Source organism: Nocardiopsis moroccensis, from assembly GCF_055763695.1.
This window is the reverse complement of sequence record NZ_CP199747.1, coordinates 4102860-4123175: the sequence shown is the minus strand read 5'-3', so window position 1 is coordinate 4123175 and position 20316 is coordinate 4102860. Positions and strand designations below refer to the sequence as shown.

20 protein-coding genes, 1 pseudogene and 1 riboswitch are annotated in these 20316 nt (G+C 71.2%); of the genes and pseudogenes, 9 read left to right on the top strand and 12 right to left on the bottom strand.

The window, feature by feature from the left end; all coding sequences use genetic code 11:
- Positions 1 to 111: 111 nt before the first annotated feature.
- Both ACUKCB_RS18325 and ACUKCB_RS18320 read left to right on the top strand, forming a co-directional pair.
- Entirely contained in the window at positions 112 to 1272 is a 1161-nt protein-coding gene (locus ACUKCB_RS18325) for a S8 family serine peptidase (RefSeq protein ID WP_473036829.1), read from the top strand.
- 219 nt (positions 1273 to 1491) lie between these two features.
- Positions 1492 to 2097 (top strand): GrpB family protein, encoded by a 606-nt coding sequence (locus ACUKCB_RS18320; protein WP_473036828.1) that lies wholly within the window; start codon positions 1492 to 1494, stop codon positions 2095 to 2097.
- A gap of 81 nt (positions 2098 to 2178) precedes the next feature.
- Here ACUKCB_RS18320 and ACUKCB_RS18315 read toward each other — a convergent pair whose 3' ends face one another.
- Positions 2179 to 3624, bottom strand: a complete 1446-nt coding sequence (locus ACUKCB_RS18315) for an alpha,alpha-trehalose-phosphate synthase (UDP-forming) (RefSeq protein ID WP_473036827.1) — start codon at positions 3622 to 3624, stop codon at positions 2179 to 2181.
- A gap of 331 nt (positions 3625 to 3955) precedes the next feature.
- Positions 3956 to 4095: riboswitch (SAM riboswitch) on the top strand.
- Positions 4096 to 4108: 13 nt separating this feature from the next.
- Between ACUKCB_RS18315 and thrC the strand changes: the two genes are divergently transcribed.
- The 3 genes from thrC (at position 4109) to groL (ending at position 7922) form a co-directional block, all read left to right on the top strand.
- On the top strand, positions 4109 to 5368 hold the full coding sequence (gene thrC, locus ACUKCB_RS18310; protein ID WP_473036826.1) for a threonine synthase: 1260 nt from the start codon (positions 4109 to 4111) through the stop codon (positions 5366 to 5368).
- A gap of 53 nt (positions 5369 to 5421) precedes the next feature.
- Positions 5422 to 5700 carry a ubiquitin-like small modifier protein 1 gene (locus tag ACUKCB_RS18305; protein WP_191276270.1) on the top strand — a complete coding sequence of 93 codons (279 nt, stop codon included), beginning with the start codon at positions 5422 to 5424 and terminating at the stop codon, positions 5698 to 5700.
- A 590-nt stretch (positions 5701 to 6290) separates the two neighbouring features.
- The gene (groL, locus tag ACUKCB_RS18300; RefSeq protein ID WP_191268925.1) at positions 6291 to 7922 is read left to right on the top strand and encodes a chaperonin GroEL; all 1632 of its coding nucleotides are present in this window, start codon (positions 6291 to 6293) and stop codon (positions 7920 to 7922) included.
- 109 nt (positions 7923 to 8031) lie between these two features.
- Here the strand turns inward: groL and zwf are convergent, their stop codons facing one another.
- From zwf to ACUKCB_RS18285, 3 genes are all read right to left on the bottom strand, one after another.
- Positions 8032 to 9453, bottom strand: coding sequence for a glucose-6-phosphate dehydrogenase (zwf, locus tag ACUKCB_RS18295; protein WP_473036825.1), 1422 nt, complete (start codon positions 9451 to 9453; stop codon positions 8032 to 8034).
- Positions 9454 to 9581: 128 nt separating this feature from the next.
- Positions 9582 to 10028, bottom strand: a complete 447-nt coding sequence (locus ACUKCB_RS18290; protein WP_473036823.1) for an NUDIX domain-containing protein — start codon at positions 10026 to 10028, stop codon at positions 9582 to 9584.
- Between the two features lie 81 nt (positions 10029 to 10109).
- Positions 10110 to 10490, bottom strand: a complete 381-nt coding sequence (locus ACUKCB_RS18285) for a hypothetical protein (protein ID WP_473036822.1) — start codon at positions 10488 to 10490, stop codon at positions 10110 to 10112.
- 459 nt (positions 10491 to 10949) lie between these two features.
- Here ACUKCB_RS18285 and ACUKCB_RS18280 point away from each other — a divergent pair, with 459 nt between their 5' ends.
- Entirely contained in the window at positions 10950 to 11237 is a 288-nt protein-coding gene (locus ACUKCB_RS18280; RefSeq protein WP_191268917.1) for a ribbon-helix-helix domain-containing protein, read from the top strand.
- A 263-nt stretch (positions 11238 to 11500) separates the two neighbouring features.
- Here ACUKCB_RS18280 and ACUKCB_RS18275 read toward each other — a convergent pair whose 3' ends face one another.
- Both ACUKCB_RS18275 and ACUKCB_RS18270 read right to left on the bottom strand, forming a co-directional pair.
- Positions 11501 to 12256, bottom strand: a complete 756-nt coding sequence (locus ACUKCB_RS18275; protein WP_473036821.1) for an SAM-dependent methyltransferase — start codon at positions 12254 to 12256, stop codon at positions 11501 to 11503.
- Between the two features lie 173 nt (positions 12257 to 12429).
- Positions 12430 to 12828, bottom strand: a pseudogene (locus ACUKCB_RS18270) (ABC transporter ATP-binding protein); the annotation flags it as partial.
- A gap of 72 nt (positions 12829 to 12900) precedes the next feature.
- Here ACUKCB_RS18270 and ACUKCB_RS18265 point away from each other — a divergent pair.
- Positions 12901 to 13683, top strand: coding sequence for a hypothetical protein (locus tag ACUKCB_RS18265; RefSeq protein ID WP_473036820.1), 783 nt, complete (start codon positions 12901 to 12903; stop codon positions 13681 to 13683).
- 72 nt (positions 13684 to 13755) lie between these two features.
- Here the strand turns inward: ACUKCB_RS18265 and ACUKCB_RS18260 are convergent, their stop codons facing one another.
- A complete protein-coding gene (locus ACUKCB_RS18260) occupies positions 13756 to 14211 on the bottom strand; it encodes an NUDIX hydrolase (protein WP_473036819.1) in 456 nt (151 codons plus the stop codon).
- A 137-nt stretch (positions 14212 to 14348) separates the two neighbouring features.
- Between ACUKCB_RS18260 and ACUKCB_RS18255 the strand changes: the two genes are divergently transcribed.
- Positions 14349 to 15449, top strand: a complete 1101-nt coding sequence (locus ACUKCB_RS18255) for a zeta toxin family protein (RefSeq protein WP_473036818.1) — start codon at positions 14349 to 14351, stop codon at positions 15447 to 15449.
- Between the two features lie 43 nt (positions 15450 to 15492).
- Here ACUKCB_RS18255 and ACUKCB_RS18250 read toward each other — a convergent pair whose 3' ends face one another.
- Positions 15493 to 16464, bottom strand: a complete 972-nt coding sequence (locus ACUKCB_RS18250; protein ID WP_473036817.1) for a R2-like ligand-binding oxidase — start codon at positions 16462 to 16464, stop codon at positions 15493 to 15495.
- A gap of 243 nt (positions 16465 to 16707) precedes the next feature.
- Between ACUKCB_RS18250 and ACUKCB_RS18245 the strand changes: the two genes are divergently transcribed.
- Complete coding sequence (locus tag ACUKCB_RS18245; RefSeq protein WP_473036816.1) at positions 16708 to 16944, top strand: hypothetical protein; 237 nt, start codon at positions 16708 to 16710, stop codon at positions 16942 to 16944.
- Positions 16945 to 16950: 6 nt separating this feature from the next.
- On the opposite strand, the gene ACUKCB_RS18240 is transcribed toward ACUKCB_RS18245, so the two are convergent.
- From ACUKCB_RS18240 to ACUKCB_RS18225, 4 genes are all read right to left on the bottom strand, one after another.
- The gene (locus ACUKCB_RS18240) at positions 16951 to 18597 is read right to left on the bottom strand and encodes a DNA repair helicase XPB (protein WP_473036815.1); all 1647 of its coding nucleotides are present in this window, start codon (positions 18595 to 18597) and stop codon (positions 16951 to 16953) included.
- A gap of 124 nt (positions 18598 to 18721) precedes the next feature.
- Positions 18722 to 19159, bottom strand: a complete 438-nt coding sequence (locus tag ACUKCB_RS18235; protein WP_473036814.1) for a hypothetical protein — start codon at positions 19157 to 19159, stop codon at positions 18722 to 18724.
- A gap of 56 nt (positions 19160 to 19215) precedes the next feature.
- Entirely contained in the window at positions 19216 to 19716 is a 501-nt protein-coding gene (locus ACUKCB_RS18230) for a hypothetical protein (protein ID WP_473036813.1), read from the bottom strand.
- Positions 19717 to 19861: 145 nt separating this feature from the next.
- Positions 19862 to 20284 carry a hypothetical protein gene (locus ACUKCB_RS18225; RefSeq protein WP_473036812.1) on the bottom strand — a complete coding sequence of 141 codons (423 nt, stop codon included), beginning with the start codon at positions 20282 to 20284 and terminating at the stop codon, positions 19862 to 19864.
- Positions 20285 to 20316 lie beyond the last annotated feature (32 nt).

The window sequence follows — 20316 nt, the reverse complement described above, 5'->3', positions numbered from 1 at the left end:
CCTACCCTCCAAGCCACTTGTCCAAGCCTGAATCCTGTGCCCATGACAGAATTGCGAGGGTCCGGGGAGGGCCCGGCGGAATGCCGACCGCAACGTTCGAGGGAGCCTGACGTGCTCGGGGGCAACAGCCGTAACAGGACACACACGCGCCATCTGCTGGGCGCCGCGGCGGGGGCCTGCGCGGCGCTCACCGTACTGGGACTGACGGCGGTTCCAGCCGCCGCCGACGGGGTCCCCGACTTCCGGCCGGAGCAGTGGGCTTTGCAGTCCGTCGGGGCGCAGGAGGTCTGGGAGTCCACCCGGGGCCAGGGCCTCACCGTGGCCCTGCCCGGTGTCTCCGTGAACGAGGAACACCCCGATATCCGGGACAACCTGGAGGTGGACACCGAGTTCGGCGGTAACGGCACCGACACCGAACAGGGCACGGCCGCGGCCTCCCTGGTCGCGGGGCACGGACACGGCATGGACGCGGACGGCGGGGTCCTGGGCGTCGCCCCGGAGGCCGAACTGCTGGTGCTGCCCGGCGACGACCTGCCCGGTGCGATCCGCTACGCCGTGGACGCGGGCGCCCAGGTCGTCCTGTTGCCGGAGGAGATCGGTACCGACGAGGACCAGTCGGAGGCCACCGCGGAGGCGGCCCGCGGCGGGACCCTCGTCGTCGCCCCCGCCGGCGGTGAGCAGGACCCGAACGTCCTCGCCGTGGGCGGTGTGGACGAGAACGGGGAACTCGTCCCGGACTCGCCCGAAACCTCGTCCGTCGAACTCCTCGCTCCCGGGGCCGCACTGGAGGCGGCCGGTACGGACATGGGGCTGAACGAGGTGACCGGAACCCCCTACGCGGCCGCCGTGGCCGCCGGGGCGGCCGCGCTGCTGCGGGCCGAGTATCCGCAACTCGCCCCGGAACAGGTCCGTGAAGCGCTGGTCGGGGGCGCTCCGCAGGGTACGGAGGGGCTGCCGCTCCTGAACCTTCCCGGCGCTGCCGCCCTGGCCGCCGATGTGGCGCAGGAGAACCCGCTCCTCGACGAGGACCTGGTCGAGGAGGACTCCCCGGACGTGCCGGTGTGGATCTGGTTCGCCCTGGCCGGCGTCGTCCTCGCCATGGTCGTGATCCTTCTGGCGCTGTGGGTGCGCCGTTCCAGCAAGGACCCCTACGGCGTGGCAGCCGAGCGGCGGACCCAGGACGAGGAGCTGGCCGCCGAGCGGGCCGAGCGGGCCCGGGCCGAGGAGCGCCCCTCGCGGCGCAGGAAGGGCGGCCGGCGCCGCAGGGGGTAGGGGCGCGGGCGCCGCGGCGGACGGCCGCGGCCCCGTGCGGCCGACAGGGTTCCGAGCACCCGCCCGGGACGGTCCCAGGAGCCCTTCGGGTGCCCCTCCGGCTTTACCATCGCGTACGGTCATGCCTGGTCAACGGTCTGTCATGCAAAATCTGCGCGTGCATATGTAAGCGACACGGAGGGTCTTGACTCGCGCACCGCAGCGGACAAGGCTTTGTGAATGTCCTCCCTCGAAACGCCCTCTCTGCCCTCGCGAGGAGAAAAGGTGATCGGAGCAGACCCCCGGTCACACCATCTCGTGAACGGTCGTGTGCACATCTGCGACCCCGACCCGAAGTGGCCCTACCTGTTCAGGCAGGAGGAGGGGCGGCTCCGCGGCGTCCTGGGCGATCGGGTCCTGTCCCTGGACCACGTCGGGTCCACCTCTGTTCCCGGCCTGGCCGCCAAACCCTGCCTCGACCTGCTCCTGGCGGTCGCCGACTCCGCGGACGAGGCCGCCTACCTCCCCGACCTGGAGGCCGCCGGGTACTCCCTGGCCATCCGCGAACCCGACTGGTACGAGCACCGGGTCCTCAAGGGGCCGGGCGTCAACATCAACCTGCACGTGTTCACCGAGGGGTGCGCGGAGATCGACCGCATGCGGCTCTTCCGCGACCACCTCACCGAGGACACCGGGGCGCGGGAACGCTACACCGCCGTCAAGCGCGAGCTCGCCGAGCACACCTGGGACAGGATCCAGGACTACGCCGACGCCAAGACCGGCATCATCACCGAACTCCTCGACGAGGCCGAGGCCCGTCGGGCCGGGAGCGCCGGGACCGGCTGAGTCCCGGACACCGCCGCAGGGCGTGTCCGGTGAGGGACACGGCCCCGCGACCCTGCCCCGGACGGGCGGACCGCACACACCTCAGGAGCGCAGCCCCAGCGAGCGCAGCTGGTCCTGGAACCAGCGGCGCGGCGGCAGCGCCACGGCTGCCTCCGCCAACTGCTCCCGGCGCTTGCGGCGCTCCGCCTCGGGCATCGACAGGGCCCGGTGCAGCGCCTCGGCGGTCTCCACGGTGTCGTAGGGGTTGACCAGCAGCGCGCCCTCGCCCAGTTCGTCGGCGGCGCCCGCCTCACGGGACAGCACCAGCACGGAGTCCTGTTCGGACAGGACCGGCCCCTCCTTGGCGACCAGGTTCATACCGTCCCGGATCGGGTTCACCAGCAGCACGTCGGCCATCTGGAACGAGGCCAGCGAACGCGGGTAGTCGTCGTTGACCTCCAGGACCAGGGGCGTCCACTCGGGGGTGGAGAACTCCTCGTTGATCTCCTTGACGAGGCGGAGCACCGAGTCCGTGTACTCGCGGTACTCGGGCACGTCGCCGCGGCTCGGGTAGGCGAACGCCAGGTGGGTGACTCGACCCCGCCACTCGGGGTGCGCCCGCAGCAGCTCCCGGTACGCCTCCAGCCCGCGCACGATGTTCTTGGACAGCTCGGTGCGGTCCACCCGCACGATCAGCCGGGTCTCGCCCACCGCCTCGCGCAGCGTCCGGCGCCGGTCCGCCACGGCGGGCTCCGCGGCGCTCGCCCGGAGTCCCTCCTCGTCCGCGCCCAGGGCGTGCACGCCCACCTCGACGATCCGGCCCCCGTGCTCCACCGTGCGCTGTTCGAGGTCCACGTCGGCGCGCAGGATCTCGGCACAGCAGCGCAGGAACGCGTCGGCCCAGCGCGGGCTCAGGAAACCCAGCCGGTCCGCGCCCAGCATGCCCTCCAGCAGCTCCCGGGCCACCTGGGCGGGCAGCATGCGGAAGTACTCCGGCGGCGCCCACGGGGTGTGCGAGAAGTGCGCGATCCGCAGGTCGGGGCGGCGCGTCCGCAACAGGCGCGGTACCAGTGCCAGGTGGTAGTCCTGCACGGCCACGCGGGCGTTGTCGGCGGCACCGCTGACCAGGGCCTCGGCGAAGGCGTCGTTGTAGGCGGTGTAGTCCTCCCAGAGCTTGCGGAACTCCGAGCCGAAGGAGGGCTTGTTCGGGGTGTCGTACAGCATGTGCTGGACGAACCACAGGGTCGAGTTGGCCACCCCGGTGTAGGCGCCCGCGAGGGTGTCCTCCGGAATGTCCAGCATGTGAACACGCATGCCGTCGAGATCGTGCGCCTTGTCCAGACGGGCCTGCGGGGCCTCGGCCGCGGCCCGCCGGTCGGTGTCGGACAGGGCGGCACACACCCAGAGGCTGTCGATCTCGGTGGCCACGGAGATCATCCCCGAGACCAGGCCGCCACCGCCGCGCCGGTGCTCCAGGGAGCCGTCGTCGGCGGTGGAGAAGGAGACCGGCCCCCTGTTGGAGGCGATGAGGATCTGGGCCTTGTCCACGTGGTCGTCCTCTCGAGAAAATCACGGATGTGGTGGCGGGGAGTGGGACGCTTCCCCCGGGGCGTTACGCGGCGGGCTGTGCGCCCGCGGAACATGCCCCTAGGTCTCGCCTGTGGACAGGGGCCCCAAACACCCCCGAGGTCAATGGTGGAGACCGTCACAGGGCGGAAACACGGCGGGTACGGCGGCGGTCCCGCGACCGGCGCCGTCTCATCGCGTCTCACAATATGAGAAGGATGGTGTAATCCGGGTCACCCGTCGTGGAAAAACGGTCAACACGTCCGTTACAGTGACGGTGCGCTCCCCGAGTGGAAGTGCGACAACTTCATATTGCTCATCCAGAGGGGTGGAGGGACCGGCCCTGCGAAGCCCCGGCAACCATCTCGACATGTGGACGCGACCATCGCGGACCCCTCGAGGCAGGTGCCAACTCCGGCCTGGGGTCAAGGTGGCCACCAGGAAAGATGAGGGGAGACGCCTCGCCATGGCGATTACCGCCGCTGAACCCACCTCCGTTCGCGCCTTCGGACCCGGAACCGCCCTGTCCTGCCGGGAGTGCGGCGAGCGGTACGAACTCACACCGATCTTCGCCTGTCAGTTCTGTTTCGGCCCCCTGGAGATCGCCTACGACTTCGGGAACGTCACCCGCGAGGAGATCGAGAGCGGCCCCAAGAACATCTGGCGCTACCGCTCCCTCCTGCCGGTCCCCGACAACGTGGCCGAGCTGCCGAACATGAACCCCGGCTTCACCCCGCTGGTGCGCGCCGACCGCCTCGCCGCCGAACTCGGCCTGAGGTCCCTGCACGTCAAGGACGACTCGGCCAACCCCACGCACTCCTTCAAGGACCGCGTGGTCGCGATCGCCGTCGAGGCCGCCCGCACCTTCGGCTTCACCACCCTCTCCTGCTCCTCCACCGGCAACCTCGCCGGCGCCGTGGGCGCCGCCGCCGCACGGGCCGGCTTCGAGTCGTGCGTGTTCATCCCGGCCGGACTGGAGGAGGGCAAGGTCGTCATGGCCGCCGTGTACGGCGGCAAGGTCGTCGCCATCGACGGCAACTACGACGACGTCAACCGCTTCTGCTCCGAGCTCATCGGGGACGAGGCCGGGGAGAGCTGGGGCTTCACCAACGTCAACCTGCGCCCCTACTACGCCGAGGGCTCCAAGACGCTGGCCTACGAGATCGCCGAGCAGCTCGGCTGGCGCCTGCCCGAGCAGATCGTCATCCCGATCGCCTCCGGCTCCCAGCTCACCAAGATCGACAAGGGGTTCCAGGAGCTGATCAGGGTCGGCCTGGTCGAGGACCGCCCCTACAAGGTGTTCGGCGCGCAGGCCACCGGCTGCTCTCCGGTCGCCAAGGCCTGGGAGAACGGCCACGACGTGATCCAGCCGGTCAAGCCGGACACCATCGCCAAGTCCCTGGCGATCGGCAACCCCGCGGACGGCCCGTACGTGCTGGACATCGCCCAGCGCACCGGCGGCTCGGTCGAGCACGTGGGCGACGACGAGATCGTCGACGCCATCAAGCTCCTCGCCCGGACCGAGGGCGTCTTCGCCGAGACGGCGGGCGGTGTGACCACCGGCGTCCTGTGCAAGCTGGTGCGTGAGGGCAGGCTCGACCCCGAGGCCGAGACGGTCATCGTCAACACCGGTGACGGGCTCAAGACCCTCAACGCCGTCGACTCGGGCGTCACCGCCACGATCAAGCCGTCCCTGGACGCCTTCAAGGCCGAGGGCCTGGCCTGAACCGCAGCCCCGGCCGTATCCCGCCGCACCCACTTCCCAGGAGTACGAACACCATGAGCGCCAGCGTCCGCGTGCCGACCATCCTGCGCACCTACACCGACGACGCCTCCGAGGTCACCGCCGAGGGCGGCACCCTCGCCGAGATCCTCGACGACCTGGAGGCCAACCACCCGGGCATCCGCGCCCGCATCCTCGACGACAACGGCAAGGTCCGCCGCTTCGTCAACGTCTACGTCGGTGACGAGGACGTCCGCTTCGAGAAGGGCCTGCAGACCGAGGTCAAGGACGGCCAGCAGGTCTCGATCATCCCCGCGGTCGCCGGGGGCTGCTGATCACACGAACCGTGTGGAGGGGGCGGGTGCCGACGGCACCCGCCCCCTCCACGTGTCCGGGCCCCTACCCGCGGTGATCTTGCTACCAGGGGCGAAATCGGCGCCGAACTTGCTTCTGGTAGCAAGATCACCGCGGTTTGGCTGTTTCGGGAGCAGCGGGGTGGTGCCGGCGGCGGGTGCGCGCTCCCTGCGTCGCCTGAGCACCTGACCCCCGTGGCGCCTGCCCGGGGCCTTGACGGGGCCCGTGGGGCCGGTGGGACCTGTGGGCCCCACGGGGATCCCCTCGAGTGCGCGCCCAGGGTTCGTCATCTGTTCGCCGAACGCTCAAATCACCAGATAACAGGCTGTCTGTGCAGGTGGGAGGCATGCTCGGGGGTAGGGAAATCGTGACCACATCGTTTGCACTCTCCATGGCCGAGTGCTAAAAAAGGGAGTGGTTAGCACTCACCTCTACCGAGTGCTAACCGGATCGAGGCTGCGAGACCGTGGCCCTCCGGCAGCAGGGTTGCCGGCCAGGACGCGGTCGTCCGTCGCGGGCGCACGCCTCGTCCCATCGCGTATCAGCCCGGTCACGGGAGGACAAGAACTCAATGGCAGCCAAACTGATCGCGTTCGACGAGGAGGCCCGTCGCGGCCTCGAGCGTGGCATGAACCAGCTCGCGGACGCCGTGAAGGTCACGCTCGGCCCGAAGGGTCGCAACGTCGTTCTGGAGAAGAAGTGGGGCGCCCCCACGATCACCAACGACGGTGTCTCCATCGCCAAGGAGATCGAGCTCGAGGACCCCTGGGAGAAGATCGGGGCCGAGCTGGTCAAGGAGGTCGCCAAGAAGACGGACGACGTCGCCGGTGACGGTACGACCACCGCCACCGTCCTGGCCCAGGCCCTCGTCCGCGAGGGTCTGCGCAACGTCGCCGCCGGCGCCAACCCGATCGGCCTCAAGCGCGGCATCGAGTCCGCCGTGGCCCGCATCAACGAGGAGCTCGGCAACCTCTCGAAGGACGTCGAGACCAAGGAGCAGATCGCCTCCACCGCCTCCATCTCCGCCGGTGACACCCAGATCGGTGAGACCATCGCCGAGGCGATGGACAAGGTCGGCAAGGAAGGCGTCATCACCGTCGAGGAGGGGCAGACCTTCGGGCTCGAGCTGGAGCTCGCCGAGGGCATGCGCTTCGACAAGGGCTACATCTCGCCCTACTTCGCCACCGACCTCGAGCGCATGGAGACGGTCCTCGAGGACCCCTACATCCTCATCGTCAACTCCAAGATCTCCAACAACAACGAGTTCCTGCCCGTTGTCGAGAAGGTCCTGCAGTCCGGCCGCCCGCTGATGGTCATCGCCGAGGACGTCGCCGACGGCGCCCTGCAGACCCTCGTGGTCAACAAGATCCGCGGCACCTTCAAGTCCGTCGCCGTCAAGGCCCCGGGCTTCGGTGACCGCCGCAAGGCCCAGCTCGGCGACATCGCCGTGCTGACCGGCGGCCAGGTCATCACCGAGGAGGTCGGCCTCAAGCTCGAGAACACCGAGCTGGAGCTGCTGGGCCGCGCCCGCAAGGTCGTCGTCACCAAGGACGAGACCACCATCGTCGACGGTGCCGGTGACGCCACCGCCATCGCCGGTCGCGTGAACGAGATCCGCAACGAGATCGAGCGCACCGACTCCGACTACGACCGTGAGAAGCTCCAGGAGCGTCTCGCGCGTCTGGCCGGCGGCGTGGCCGTCATCAAGGCCGGTGCCGCCACCGAGGTGGAGCTCAAGGAGCGCAAGCACCGCATCGAGGACGCCGTCCGCAACGCCAAGGCCGCGGTCGAGGAGGGCATCCTGCCCGGCGGTGGCGTCGCGCTGCTGCAGGCCAGCGTCCCCGCGTTCGCGAAGCTGGAGCTCGAGGGCGACGAGGCCATCGGCGCCGACATCGTGCGTCGCGCCATCGCCGAGCCGCTGAAGCAGATCGCGGTCAACGCCGGCCTCGAGGGCGGCGTCGTGGCGGACCGGGTCAAGAACCTGGAGCCCGGTTTCGGCCTCAACGCCGCCACCGGCGAGTACACCGACCTGTTCAAGGACGGCGTCATCGACCCGACCAAGGTCACCCGTTCCGCTCTGCAGAACGCGTCCTCCATCGCTGGTCTGTTCCTGACCACCGAGGCCGTCATCGCCGAGAAGCCGGAGAAGGCGGCGGCCCCGGCCGGCGACCCGACCGGTGGCATGGGCGGCATGGACTTCTAGCAGGTCCGTGACACCCGGGCCCTCGGGCCCGTAGGCGCATGAGGTCCGGATACGCGACCTCGCCCGCGACGACCGGGCGGTCCCCGCAGGGGGCCGCCCGGTTTCGCCGTTACCGGGCCCGGCCGCCCGGACGGACCTCCTCGGCCAGCGGATGCCACCCCCCGGAGCCGGGGAGCGTCTGCGCCGACCCCGGTCCGTGGGAGCCGCGGGCGTAGGGTTGGGGCTCCGTCGCCAGGTCCACCACCGGATCGACGATCCGCCAGGACTCCTCCACCACGTCGAAGCGCACGAACTGCTCCGGGTCACCGGTCAAAGCCCCGTGCAGCACGTGGTCGTAGGCCTCGCGGCCCCGGCCGAGCTGGCGTCCGACGTCGGCGCCGAGCACCAGCCGTGCCGGGGAGCCGCTCTCCGCCCCCGGCTCGTTCAGCAGCATCTCCAAGGTCAGGCCCGCCCGCGGCTCCAGTTGGAACCGGACGAGGTTGGGCGGTCCCGGGTAGAGGTCGACGGCGGGCCGTTTGAGCTCGGCCACCGCCTCCCAGGAGGTGAGCGGCATGTGTTTGCCGGAGCGCACGTAGAACGGCACCCCCGCCCAGCGCGGGTTGTCCACCAGCATGCGCAGTGCGAAGAAGGTCTCGGTGGTGGAGCCGGGCCGCACCCCTGCCGTGTCGAGATAGCCGTGGTAGCGGCCGCGGACGGTGTCGGCCGGTTCGAGGGTGCGGACGGCGCGCAGCAGGCGCAGCTTCTCGTCCTTGAGCGCCGAGGGCCCGGTGGACACGGGGGCGTCCATGGTGAGCAGCGCGAAGACCTGGAGCAGGTGGTTCTGGAACACGTCCCGGACCGCCCCGGTGGCGTCGTAGAACGAGCCCCGGTCCGCCACCCCGAAGTCCTCGGCCATGGTGATCTGCACGTTGTCGACGAACCCCCGGTTCCACACGGGCTCCAGCAGGGTGTTGCCGAAACGGGTCAGCGGCAGCCCGCGCACGGGCTCCTCTCCCAGGAAGTGGTCGACCAGGTACAGGTGGTCAGAGGAGAAGCAGGACAGGAGTTCCCGGTGGAGTTCGCGCGCCGAGGCGAGGTCGTGGCCGAAGGGTTTCTCCACCACCAGGCGAGCGTCCCGGTTGAGCCCGGCCTCGGCCAGGGACCGGGCGACCGTCGTGAACAGGGCGGGGGGAACCGCGAGGTAGTGGGTGGTGTGGGAGTCCTCGTGCAGGGCCTCGCCCAGCTCGGCGTAGGTCCGGGAGTCGTTGAGGTCGCCCGTGACCATGGTCATCCGGTCGGTCAGCCCCTGGAGGACGGACTCGTCGGCGGAGTCGGGTCCGGAGGAGGACTCGGCGAGGTGTTCGGCCACCGCGTCGCGGGTCCGTCGGCGTAGGGCCGCGGTGTCCCAGTCGGACCTGGCCACCCCGACGATCCGGGCGCGCAGCTCGTTCCTCTCCTCCAGGCGGTAGAGGGAGGGCATCAGGTACTTCTTCGCGAGGTCACCGGTGATCCCGAAGACCACCAGGGTGTCGGTATCAGGTCCTGTGCTCATGCTCTCCCCCGTCGTCGGCCCGCGGTGCCCCCGTCCGGGCCCGCCCACGCTGGTCTGGGTACCCGAAGAGGGCGGGCGACGCGCCCAAGGGCGTGCCAAGATTCGGCGGAGCGGGCTCTGGGAACGGATCAGCGGCTGTCGAGCCAGTCCCGGACAGCCTCCCGCAACCGGGGGGTGAGGTCGCTGTCCGGGTACTCTCCGGCGGGCGCCCAGCGGAACGCGGTGTGTTCTCCGGACAGCACCACGGGGGAGCCGTCGTGGGGCAGGGCGAAGGTGAACTGGCGGGTGCGGATCCCGCTTCGGGAGTCGTAGTCGAACCAGGTGACGAAGGGGTCCAGGGCGGGCGGCCCCGGCGGGCGGCCGATCTCCTCGGCGAGTTCGCGCTCCAGTCCCTCGCGGAGGCCCTCACCGTGCTCCACCCCTCCGGAGGGCAGGTCCTCCGTCCCGGGGTAGGAGGTGTCGTCCGGTCGGCGGCGGAGCAGCAGGATCCGGCCGTCCCGGTGGACGATCGCGCCCACCGAGAACCGTCCGATCCCGTCCAGGCGCGCGTTCCCGACAAGCGTTGCGAGGTCCATGGCCCGACGTTAGCGGTACGGGAGCGTGAGGGCCCTCGGACGGTTCTCGGGGCCCGGCCCCGGGGGGCCGGACCCGGTGGTTCAGCGGGTGCGGGTGATGTGGACCGCCACCAGGGTGGCGAGTATCCACACGGCTCCGGCCAGGGCCAGTGTGACCACCGCGGGGGCTCCGGCGACGTGGGCCAGGCCGCCGAGTGCCAGCGGGGGGAGGACGGTTCCGGTCAGTGTGAGGAGCGAGGCCGACGCCCTCTCGGCCGTGGAGCCCGCCCTGGCCCTTCCGTGGAAGCGGCCCCAGGCCCCCTCCGTGCCGATGCCCGCCTCCATCCCGTAGGACACGGGGGTTCTGTCGAAGTCGACGTCGGCCCGCGTGCGCGGAGACTCGTCATCGAGACGGATCTCCTCGGTGTGGGTCTCAACCCGAGTCTCCCGCTCCTGCGGGAGCTGTCCCCGGGGTTCTCCCATAAACCAACCTCCAGCCGTCGAGGTACAGGGGGCGCCGTTCCGGGGTCGGTGGGGGCCTGTCCGTACGGCGCCGGTGACGCCTGAGCGCCGAGTGTCCACATCGTGCACATTACCATGGAGGCTCGTTAGATACATTGATCATGATGATGGAAGATGCATTGACAGCATCTCGTGTCAGGTTGATACACTCCTCCTAATCTGATCAATGACGTGGACAGGATTCCGGAGGGCGCATTGGCGGTGGACGAGTTCAGGCCGCGGGGGTTTCCCGGCCCGTGTGATGACGGGCGGGGTCCTCGTGGCGGGGCGCTGGCCGGTGGTCCGAGCCCTGCCGCCGTGCCCTGTCGGCCTGCGCTGCCCCGCCCTTCCCGCATGTCACCCGCGCGGTGCTTCCGGCTTTCTCCGCGGCTCCCCGCTGATCGAGTCCGCTGCCGTCAAGCCAGAGAACGAGGTTGTGTCATGTCACCCAGGAGCACAGGAAGCGAACTCACCGATGCCTCCCAGGGCCGCGGCCGTCCGGCCGGGCGCAGGACGGGCGCGCCCTCGGCGCGTGTCACCGTGAACCTGACCGCGCGCTCCACCAAGGCGTTGGAGGAGGCCGTCGCCACCACGGGTGACACGCAGACCGACGTCATCAACCGGGCCCTCCAGGTGTACGCCTACCTGGAGTCGGTCATGGCCCAGGGCGACCGCGTCTACGTCGAGAACGCCGAACGCCAGGAGCGGGAACGCCTGCGCTTCTTCTGAGGGCCGCACCTTTCGTGTGCCCGGAACCGGGTCATGTGCCCGGAACCGCGTCCGCACCCGTGGCCTGGCCGGCCACAGGCCGTGCCCGCCTGATCCCGCCCGCGACCACCCCTGCCAGGGGGGGGGGCAGCCTCCGGCCGTGAGCGTCGGGTGTCCACAGCGCCCGCTCCCGGTCGAGCCCCCTCACCCCCGCGCTCCCGGGGGCCGCGGTTCCGGGGTTCCGTCCCCGGCAGCCCGCGGGTGCGTGCCGGTGCGACCCCGGATCAGACCCGGAGCAGGGTCAGGTAGGCGAAGCCCATGGTCTCCCTCTGGCCGTGGACACGGGCGTGCCGGTGCCGGTCGGCCCGGTCGCGGACCTCCTCGAAGTCGGGGGAGCCGGGGTTCTCCAGGAGCCACTCCTCCCAGCCCAGGCAGTGCCGGTTCTCGAACTCGTCCCACTCGTCCACGGTGGTCTCCGCCAGCGCCAGCAGCCGGAAGCCGTGCGAGAGCGCGAAGTCCACGAGCTCGGGCAGCGGGCGGTACTGCTCACGGGGGATGAACGGCATGGCCGCCATCTCGGTTTCGGTCGGCGGTCGCCTCCAGTAGACCTCCCCGAACGCCGCCCTGCCGCCGGGCCGCACCAGGTCGGCCAGGGCCGCCAGGGCGTTCGCGGTGTGCGTGCGGGGATCTCCGCCCCACACGTGGGTGGAGCCGATGTTGAGCACCGCGTCCGCCGGTTCGCCCCGCCACCCGCCGACGTCCCCGGTCACCAGTTCGACCCGGTCGGCCAGCCCGCGCTCCTCGGCGTTGGCCCGGCCGAGCCGGATGTAGTCCTCGTTGAGGTCGATGCCGAACCCGGTCGCGGTGGGTTCACTGGCCAGGGTGCGCAGCAGGAGTTCGGCCCAGCCGCAGCCGACGTCCACGACGCGGCGGCCCTCCAGGGGGCCGAGTGAGCGGATCAGCCGGGCGGCCCGCTCGTCGTTGAGCGGTCCGTTGAAGTCGGTGTCCCGGTACAAGGGGGGAATCTCGGGGGTGGTCATCCGAGCAGGTTCACCCGGCCGGGTGCGGGCTGTCCACCTGTTTTCCGGTGCGAAGAGGAGGCGACCCCTGCTGTACGGCTGCGGCGGTGAGGCGAAGCCGGCCGTGAACGATGCTGCTCCAGCGAGGGGCACCGCGTTGGAACCACCTCTCGATCCCCGGCCGCGGGACGCGTTCAGTCCTCGCCGTGCCAGGCGTGCCACAGTCCGGCGTAGGAACCCCCGCGGTCGAGGAGTTCCCCGTGGGTGCCCAGCTCGCTGACGCCGCCGTCCTCCACCACCGCGACCCGGTCGGCGTCGTGGGCGGTGTACAGGCGGTGCGCGATGGCCACCACCGTGCGGCCCGCGAGCACACCGGCCAGGGAGCGCTCCAACCGGCGGGCGGAGCGCGGATCGATCAGCGAGGTCGCCTCGTCCAGCACCAGCACCCGCGGGTCGGCCAGCACCACCCGGGCCAGGGCCAGCTGCTGGACGTGCGCCGGATCCAGGGGGTCCTGCCCCGACCCCACGCGGGTGTCCAGGCCGTCCGGCAGCGAACGCACCCAGGCGTCCGCGCCCACTCCCGCGAGGGCTCGGTGTCCACTGTTCCGTGTGTCCGGTAGAACTGGATCGCCCCGATCTGACGACTCATGCCACGAGGTATCCCGATGGGACAGACCCCTAACCAACCGCAAGGCCCCTTTCCGTCGGAGCCGGGTCAGCCCCACGGCCCGTGGAGCGGGGGAGGCCCGCCCGCTCCGGGGGCGGCGGCGCCGAAGGGGCGCCGGGGGCTGGTCGTCGGCGCCGTCGCGGGATCCCTGGCGCTGGTGGCGGCCGTCGGTGGCGCCCTGCTGTGGGTGGACTCCGGGCGTGATCTCGTCTCGCTGCCGGACGACTGCTCGGAGGTGGTCGGAGAGGAGGTCCTGCAGGAGGCCTTCGACGGCGCCACCCCCGAGGTCACGGGCGGGTTCGACACCGAGGACACCGACGACCTGGGACTCCACGGGGAGCTGCGGTGCTCCGCGTCCCACGAGGGCGCGAAGTTGGCCGTCACGGTCCTGCTCTCCGACCGGGAGGACGAGAAGAGGCTGGACCTGCGGTTCCAGCAGTACGGTACGCCCGACGCCGAACTGTTCGACGGGGTGCCGGCCGGTGAGCTCACCGAGCACGAATTCGGGGAGGGGACCACCGTCGACGTCCTGTGGGACGAGCCCCCGCTCGGCGAGCGGAGCGTGGTCAGCGTGATCGTCCAGGACTCCGGGGAGGGGGGCTACTTCGTCATGGAGAGCGGTCGGGGCGCGGTGTGGACGGGCAACGCCGTCGTCCTGGTGGGCCTGGACAACTCGATGGCCCCGGAGCCCTCCGGCCTGGACGCGCGGAGCCTCCACGAGCGGGTCGAGTCCCTGACGGCCGCCGTGGTGGAGCAGGTGCCGCGGGTGGCCGAGAAGTAGGGCCGGAGCCGGGTCGTGGACCCGGGACACGGGCTGCTCCGGTTCCCGGGGCACCGCTCCCGGAGCGGTGCGCTACCGGGGCAGCTCGCCCCGTTCGTGCAGGACTTCGACCAGGTCCCGCACCGCCGGGGCGCACAGGCCCCGTTCGGCGTAGGAGATCCACACGGTCTCCAGGATCTCGTTGTCGGGCACGATCTCCCCGTCGTGCTCGGCCCCGTAGCAGAGCAGCCGCACCCGGGTCCCGGGGGCCTGGGCGTGCGCCTCCTGGTCGATGACCGCCACCCGGTGGAAGGTGCCGGGCCGCAGGGCCACGCTGACCTCCTCCAGGGTCTCGCGGGTCACCGCCTCCTCGTCGCTCTCGCCCGGCTCGCGCTTGCCGCCCGGCACGTACAGCAGGTCCTTGCCCTCGGGACGCACGCACAACAGGCGGCCGTCCCGGACGTGAACCCAGGCCAGGGCCTCGATGACGGCGGGGCCGCCGTCGGCGGTGCGGGCGGCGGGGGAGGGCGCGGGAGAGTTCGAGGACATGTGGCCACTTTAGGACGCGGCGGGTGGAGGCGAACCGCTGACCGACGGTGACCCGAGACACTAACCTTTCCGGGTAAGCGGTTGCGTACACGTACGGCCCCGCGCCCACGGCCGGGCCACGGCGAGAGCGGACGAACATGGCATCCTCCACCTCCGGCACCGAACCGGGCCTGGGCCCCGACCCCTCGTCCGGGAGCGCCGGCGAAGGGCTCCGACCGCTCCTCGCCGAGAGCTCCAGCGGCGGTGTGCCGCCCCAGACCACGGAGCAGCGCCAGGCGCGCGAACGCGCCTACAACCTCTACAGCGCCGCGATCGGCGCCTGTCTGGGCCGTCGCGACAAGGATCCCTCGCTGGCGGAGCGCGCCGCCCTCCTGCTGGCCGAGGAGGCCCGCCTGCCCTTCCTGACGCCCGACGAGGTCGCCCGGGCCAACAGCGAGCTTCCCGGCGTGGTCGCCGAGCTGCGCGCCGACCCGGTGCGCCCGCCGGTCGGGGCCGGTCCGGACGTCCTGGGGCGTGAGCTCGACGAGGGCGACCTGGCCGAGCTCTTCGAGCTGGCCCTGCGCGAGCGGCTCACCGGGGCCCCGCGTGAGCGCCCCCGCCTGCTGCTCCTCGGCGGGCAGCCCGGCTCCGGGAAGTCCACTCTCCAACGGCTCCTCCTGCCGGTCCTGCCGGAGGGGACGGTCAGTTACGACGGGGACGACCTGCTGCGGCTCTCGCCCGACTACGAGTGGGCGATGAGCGCCGACGACCGGCTGGCGTCCACCGCGGTGTCCGGGCAGGTGGGCGGTCTGCACGGGTACGCGATGGAGTACGTCCGCCAGGGCCGGTTCGACGTGGTGTGCAGCCACCCGTTGGGCCGCGCGGACTGGGCGGCCTCCTGGGTGCTGGGTTTCCGGGAGGCCGGGTATCGGGTGGAGGTCGCCTTCGTGGCCACCCACACCTCCAACAGCCGGTTCTCCATCTTCGACCGGTACGAGCGGGCCACCCGCGACCAGGGGTTCGGCCGCTGGCTGCCGGAGATCCACCACGATCGCTTCTACCTGGGGGTGCCGAACACCGTCGAGTTCCTGGAGACCCACCACCTGGCGGACTCGGTGTACGTGCTCTCCCGGGAGGGCGAGGTGCTCTACGCCAACCACCGCAGGGGCGGCGAGTGGCGTACCGAGCCGTTCGGCCGGATCGCGTTGGAGGCGGAGAGGGGCCGGCGCGAGCTATGGCACTCCGAGGACACGCCCTAGGAGGCGCGACCCGGGCGGGCCGCCTCCTCCGGGCAGCGCCGGGTCAGGTCTCCAGTTCGGCCATGGCGGCGCGGTCCTCGGCGCCGAACTGCTCCTCCAACTCCTCCGGGGAGGCGTCCAGGTCGATCCGGGCCAGCGGTACCCCGCGCGCGGACTCGATGGCGCCGAGACGGCGCAGGGCGCGGTTGCTCGCGTACTCCAGGAGTTCGCCCGGGGGGAGTTCGTAGCGCTGGAGGGCGGGGTCCCCGGAGGGGGTGTCGCCGCGTTCCACGGTCTCCATCACGTGCGGGAGCAGTTCGTTGAGGCGTTCGCTCACCACGTCCCAGTTGCCGTCGTCGGCGGCCACGTGGCGGCGGCAGGTGAAGGTGCCCCAGGCCATGTGGCGGCGCTCGTCGTCGCCGATCCTGCGGATGATCTCGCGCATGCCGGGGAAGATGTCGCGCACGGTGCACACGTGGTTCCAGGCGTAGTAGCCGGTCAGCGCGAGCGAGCCCTCGATGATGTGGTTGTAGGTGACCGAGGCGCGTACCTGGTTCCGGGGGCCGGGGTCGTCCAGGAGGGCCTCCAGCGATCCGGGGAGCTCCTCGTAGAACAGGGCGCGGTAGGCGGGGTTGGCGTCCACGAAGCCGTGCAGGTCGTCCCGGACGCCGATGGCGTCCAGCCACAGCCGGAAGGCCTGGACGTGTTTGGCCTCCTCGAAGGCGAACTGGGTCAGGTACATCTCGTCGCCCAGGCGGCCCTCCGCGGCCATGGCCCGCAGGAAGGGCTGGAGGTCCTCGGTGACCGCCTCCTCGCCCGCCACGAAGAAGGCGCACAGTCGCAGGATGCGGGTCCTGGCCTCCCCATCGAGCCGCTCCCAGTCCTCGGCGTCCCGGCTGAGGTCGATGTCGACCGGGTTCCAGAATCTGGCGTTGCCCTTGACGAACAGCTTGAGCGGGAGGGAGTCCCAGTTCAGGCCGCCGCCGCGGAGTGAGTGGAAGCCGCTGCGGTGCGCGGGGGCCGGGGCTTGCGTCATGAGGAGTACCTCCGTGGGGGGTGCACTGCACTCATGATTGGACACGGAAGGCTTTCGTGTAAACCCCTGGAGGTGTCCCGGGTCACTGCCGGCCCGCATGCGGGCCGCCCCGATCCGCCCGGGCCGGGGCGGGATCCCCACGGACCGGGGCGGGATCCGGCCGGAGTCAGCGGCGATCCGGCCCCGCCGAAACGGTACGGTCAGGGGAGTACGACCGCATGAACGATCCGATCGGGGGACGACGTGTTCTGTGGTGATCCCGGCAGTTCCGGTTACGCCGCGTGCGCCGCCCAGTCCCAGCTGTTTGCGCTGGCCTCGGTGATCCCCGCGCTGCTCGGCTTCGTGCTGCTGGTGGCCGCCTTCGCCGCGCCCTCCGTGCGGGGGGACCGGATGCTGCGCACCCGGACCCTCAGCTACTCCCTCATCGCCTGGGGCATCGCCGCCGGAACCTACGCCATCGGGGTCATGCCCTCCTTCTGAGCCCGCTCAGATCTCCTCGCCGGCGAGGAGATCGCCCGCGTCGGCGATCCGGTACGCGTAGCCCTGCTCGGCCAGGAACCGCTGCCGGTGGGTGGCGTACTCCTGGTCCAGGGTGTCCCGGGCGACCACCGCGTAGAAACGGGCGGTGCGGCCGTCGGACTTGGGGCGAAGCACACGTCCCAGACGCTGGGCCTCCTCCTGGCGGGAGCCGAAGGAGCCGGACACCTGGATCGCCACCCCGGCCTCGGGAAGGTCGATCGAGAAGTTCGCGACCTTGGACACCACCAGGGTGCGCAGCTCCCCCGAGCGGAAGGCGTCGAACAGCCGCTCGCGCTCCTTGTTGCGGGTCTCGCCCTTGATCACCGGAGCGCCCAGCCGCTCGCCGAGTTCGTCGAGCTGGTCGATGTAGGAGCCGATCACCAGGACCTGCTCCTGCGGGTGGCGTTCCACGATCTTGCGGACCACGGTCGTCTTCGTCTCCGAGGAGGCGCAGAACCGGTACTTGTCCTCGGGCTCGGCGGTCGCGTACGCCAGCCGTTCGGACTCCGACAGGTCCACCCGGACCTCCACGCAGTCCGCCGGGGCGATCCATCCCTGGTTCTCCATGTCCTTCCATGGGGCGTCGTAGCGCTTCGGTCCGATCAGCGAGAACACGTCGCCCTCCCTGCCGTCCTCGCGCACCAGCGTCGCGGTCAGGCCCAGGCGGCGGCGCGCCTGGAGGTCCGCGGTCATCCGGAAGATCGGCGCGGGCAGCAGGTGCACCTCGTCGTAGACGACCAGCCCCCAGTCCTTGGCGTCGAACAGCTCCAGGTGCGTGTACACGCCCTTCCGCCGGGCCGCCATCACCTGGTAGGTCGCGATGGTGACCGGCCTGATCTCCTTGCGGGTGCCCGAGTACTCACCGATCTCGTCCTCGGTCAGCGACGTCCGCCTGAGCAGCTCGGACTTCCACTGGTGCACCGACACCGTGTTGGTCACCAGGATCAGCGTCGTCGCCCCGGTCATCGCCATCGCGGCCGCTCCGACGATCGTCTTCCCCGCGCCGCAGGGCAGCACGACCACACCGGAGCCGCCCGCGTGGAAGCTCTCGGCGGCCTCCCGCTGGTAACCGCGCAGCTCCCAGTCACCGTCGGCCAGGTCGATCTGGTGGGCCTCACCGTCGACGTACCCGGCCAGGTCCTCGGCGGGCCAGCCGATTTTCAGCAGGGCCTGCTTGAGGTTCCCGCGCTCGCTGGGGTGCACCGCGACCGAGTCCTCGGCCAGCCGGTCGCCCAGCATCCCCTTGAGTTTCCTGGCCCGGACGACCTCCTCCAGGACGGCGCGGTCCGATGACTCCAGCACCAGGCCGTGCACCGGGTCGCCGACCAGCCTGAGCCGTCCGTAGCGGTCCATCGTCTCGGCGATGTCCACGAGCAGCGAGTGCGGCACGGGGAACTTGGAGAAGCGAATGAGCGCGTCCACGACCTGCTCGGCGTCGTGTCCGGCGGCACGGGCGTTCCACAGCGCCAGCGGGGTGATCCGGTAGGTGTGCACGTGTTCGGGTGCGCGTTCGAGTTCGGCGAACGGGGCGATGGAACGCCGGCACTCCGGAGCGAGTTCGTGGTCGATCTCTAGCAGGAGCGTCTTGTCGGACTGGACGATCAGGCAGGACACGCGGGACCTTCCAACATGTGCGGAGACGGGGGCGGCCCCAGGTGCAACACCGAAGGCCCTCCGATCATGCCCGCGACCCCGGCCTCCTGACCGTCCCCGGGCCCGCGACGACCCGGACCGGGGGTCAGGAGAGGCCGATCAGCCACGCGACGAGGAGGACGAGGAACAGCACCATGAGCACGGAACCCGCCCCGGTGGTGTACCAGGCGTACCGTGCGTGGCGTGCCGCCCGGTCGTGGTCCCGGACCTCGTCCAGGGAGACGGCGGCGAAGGCCAGGCCGCCGATGGCGAACGGGTTGAGGCACGCGACCGCCAGGATGATGGACACCACCAGGGCGACGACCGCGCTGGTCCGGCTCGGCGGGGGCGTGCCGTGGGGGTACGGGGCGGGGCCGGGTGGCGGACCGCCGTGTCCGGCGGGGGCGCCGTAGCCGCCGTAGCCACCGGTTCCGTGGCTGCCCGGGGCTGTGTACCCGCCGGCGGAGCCCTCGTACCCGTATGACGGGTCGTACGGAGGTCCGGGGGGTTGGCTCGGGGGTCCGTTCTGCCAGTGCTCGCTCATGAGGCTGCTTCCGTGTGCGGGCGCCCTCCGGGCTGCCCGTGGGGGGTCGGGGACGGTCAGGCACCGATGAGAAGGAACAGCACCGCGAGGGCGATCACCGGGACGAGGAAGACCACCGCGAGGGCGGTGTAGGCGAACGTGCACGCCCAGGTGTACCGGATGTACCTCTCCACCGCGGCGGTGTCGGGGATCCGGACCAGGGCCAGGATCCCCAGCACGATGCCGGGGACGTTGGCGGTCAGGACGAAGAACCACAGCCCCAGGGAAACACCCAGGACCGGGATCGCCAGGGTGCACACCGCCACGACCAGGGCCGCGACTGCCCCGCCCACGCGGGGCGGCGGGCCCGAGGGCGCCGGGCCCTGCTGGAACGAGGGCGGCGGTGCGGCGGCCGGGTACGCGGGCCCGGCCGGGTATCCGGCCGGTGCGGGGCGGGCTGGTTGTGCGGGGGCCGCCGGGGCGCCGGCCGGGGGAGCGCCCGTGGGCGGTCCGGTACCGGGAACGGAGGTCCCGCTCCGCTCCCAGAAGGCCCTGGGGTCGCTCCGGTCACCGTTCACCGCTGGTCGTGTCCCCTCACCTGGCCGTCTTCCGATGCTGTGCTCTGCGGGGCGTCCGCCCTCGGGACAGCCACCCTTTCAGTTCGCATACCCGTCCCACTCGGTGGGGACGCGGACGGGGTCGTACTTGTTCACCAAAAAGGGGTCAGAAGTTGACCACGGGGACGATCTGCTGGATCCAGTTCCCCGCCTGGGTGAACACCACGAAGGTCAACACCACCATCACGAAGAACATCACCGCCGCCGCACCCAGGCAGTACCAGGAGTACCGGGTGAGGACCTCGGCCTGTTCCGGGCGGCCCCGGTCACGGGCGTGCGCGGCCCGCACCGCGAAGGTGATCCCCGCGATGCCGAAGATCCAGTTGGCGCAGCACAGGGCCGTGACCGCGTGCAGGATCAGCGCCATGGTCGAACTGTGGGCCCCGCCGGTCGAGCCCGTGGGAGCGGCGTCCCGCCGGTCGTCGTCGCGCTCCCGCTCGGGCGCCCTGTCCCTGCCTTCCGGGGCCCGGTCCTCCAGCCCCCGGTCCCGGGGGGAGGAGGCTCCAGGGGGCAGAGATGCGTCGCTCATCCGAATCTTCCTCCGGCGTCCGGGGGCCAACC